A 2,030-nucleotide genomic window follows, 5' to 3' on the forward strand; every position below is an offset into this window, starting at 1 on the left:
CGGCGTCAGCTCGGGCCGTACGGCACCGGCCGCCTCGGCGGCACGGTCGGCGACCGACTCGGCCGCCAGGCGCAGCTCGTCGGCCGCGCGCCCGCTCTCGCGGCGACGCTCGGCCAGCCACGTCTCGACCTGGGCGAACACCTCGGTCGCGAACAGTTTCTCCAGCACGGCCCGGCGTTCTTCGGCCCCGGCGCGCAGGAACGCCGCGAAGTCGCCCTGCGGCAGCAGCACCACCTGGCAGAACTGCTCCGCCGACATGCCCAGCAGGTCGGTGACGAACTGGCCGGCCTCGTCGAAGCGGGTCGACCAGGTCTCCCAGGCGCCGCCGCGCCACTCCTGAAGCAGGACCTTGGCCTTTTCCTCGGTGGTGCCCTGGCCGCGGCGTTTCGGCCGCTCCCACTTGGGCGACCGGGTGACCTTGAAGCGCCGCCCGCGGATCGTCACGTCGAGGACGACCTCGGGTGCCCGGTCGGGCGGCGCGTGCTGGCTGCGCAGGTCCTTGGCGTCGTTGCGGACGCTCGGCACCCGGCCGTACAGGGCGAAGCAGACCGCGTCGAGCACGCTCGTCTTGCCGGCGCCGGTCGGGCCGTTGATCAGGAACAGCCCGGCACCCGACAGCGCCGCGAAGTCGACCGTCTCCGTGCCCGCGTACGGGCCGAAGGCGGTGATGGTCAGCGAGTGCAGCCTCATCGCGCCGCCTCCACCCGCCGGCAGCACTCGAACGCCTCGCCGAGCAGGTCGCGCTCGGCGTCGTCGGCGGACGCGCCGCGTACCTCGCGGACGAAGTCGTAGGCGATGTCGAGGTCGGAGCGGTCACGGATGCGCTCGGCCCAACGGCGGTCGTCGGCGGCCGGGCCGCCTTCGGGCTCGAAGGCGAGCGCCAGCGTGTGCGGGAACCGCCGCCGCAGCCGCTCCATCGCCCCGGCGGGCCGGTCGGGGTCGGTCAGGGTGACCTGGAGCCAATGGTCCTCGTACGGCGCCCAGCGCTCGCCGGACAGCAGGTCGTCGATCCGCCCGCTGATGCGCGCGGAGCGGCGGGGCACGGGCGCCTCCACGAACGCGGCGGTCACCGTGGGGCCGAGGTCGACCAGCCAGGCGCCCTTGACGTGGTGCTCCTCGGAGAACGAATAGGCCAGCGGCGAACCGGAGTAGCGCACGGTGTCGGACATGCGCTGGCGTCCGTGCAGGTGGCCGAGGGCGACGTAGCCGACGCCCTCGAACACGCTCATCGGCACGCTCGCGACGCCGCCGACGGAGATGTCACGCTCGCTGTCGCTGGCCTGCCCCCCGGTGACGAACGCGTGCGCGAGCACCACGGAACGGCCCTCGCGTTTCGCGAGGTCGGCGCGGACGCGCCGCATCGCCTCGGTCAGCGCGGCGGTATGGCCGCGCTCGGGCAGGTCCCACGCGCTGCGGACGACCTCGGGTTCGAGGTACGGAATGCCGTACACGGCCGTGCCGTCGGCGAGCAGCACCGGCTCGCCGACCCGCCGCGGATCGGCGATCACGTGCACGCCGGCGGCGGACATCAGCCCGGCACCGAACCCGAGCCGCTGGGCGGAGTCGTGGTTGCCGCTGATGGCGATGACCTGAACCTTCTCGGCCGCGAGGCGACGCAGCGCCTCGTCGCACAGGGCGACGGCGTCGACGGGCGGCAGCGCACGGTCGTACAGGTCGCCGGAGATGAGCACAGCGTCGACACTCTCCGCGCGCACGGTCTCGACCAGGTGGTCGACGAACCGCGCCTGGGCGGCGAGCATGTCCTCCCGGTGGAAGGACCGGCCCAGATGCCAGTCGGAGGTGTGCAGCAGGCGCATAGGGCGGGAAGCTAACAGGCACCACCGACAACATCGCCCTCACACGCCGCCCGATACCGCTTTGACATCTTTCGGCCACCCCGTCGCGTACGGCCGGTGGAGCCCCACGTCGAGCAGCGCGTACGTGGCCGTGCCGCTCAGGCCGGACGGCGACAGGCCCTGGACCGGCGCGGACCGGGCGTCCGGGGGCGGTCGCCGCGGGCGGGCGGCCCG

At 73.7% G+C, this 2,030-nt stretch carries 2 protein-coding genes; both read right to left on the bottom strand.

Annotated features, from left to right (window positions below; translation table 11 throughout):
- A partial coding sequence (locus ACFFNX_RS48590; RefSeq protein ID WP_378213230.1) for an AAA family ATPase occupies positions 1–690 on the bottom strand: 690 nt, incomplete at its 3' end.
- Positions 687–1,817 carry an exonuclease SbcCD subunit D gene (locus ACFFNX_RS48595; protein WP_378213231.1) on the bottom strand — a complete coding sequence of 377 codons (1,131 nt, stop codon included), beginning with the start codon at positions 1,815–1,817 and terminating at the stop codon, positions 687–689. The genes ACFFNX_RS48595 and ACFFNX_RS48590, both read right to left, overlap by 4 nt.
- Between the last annotated feature and the right edge of the window lie 213 nt (positions 1,818–2,030).

Source organism: Actinoallomurus acaciae (assembly GCF_042429965.1).
In the GTDB taxonomy this organism is placed as follows: Bacteria; Actinomycetota; Actinomycetes; order Streptosporangiales; family Streptosporangiaceae; genus Actinoallomurus; species Actinoallomurus acaciae.

Coding starts and splice junctions, on each gene's coding strand:
- ACFFNX_RS48595 (WP_378213231.1), bottom strand. CDS start 1,817: ATGCGCCTGCTGCACACCTCCGACTGGCATCTGGGCCGGTCCTTCCAC.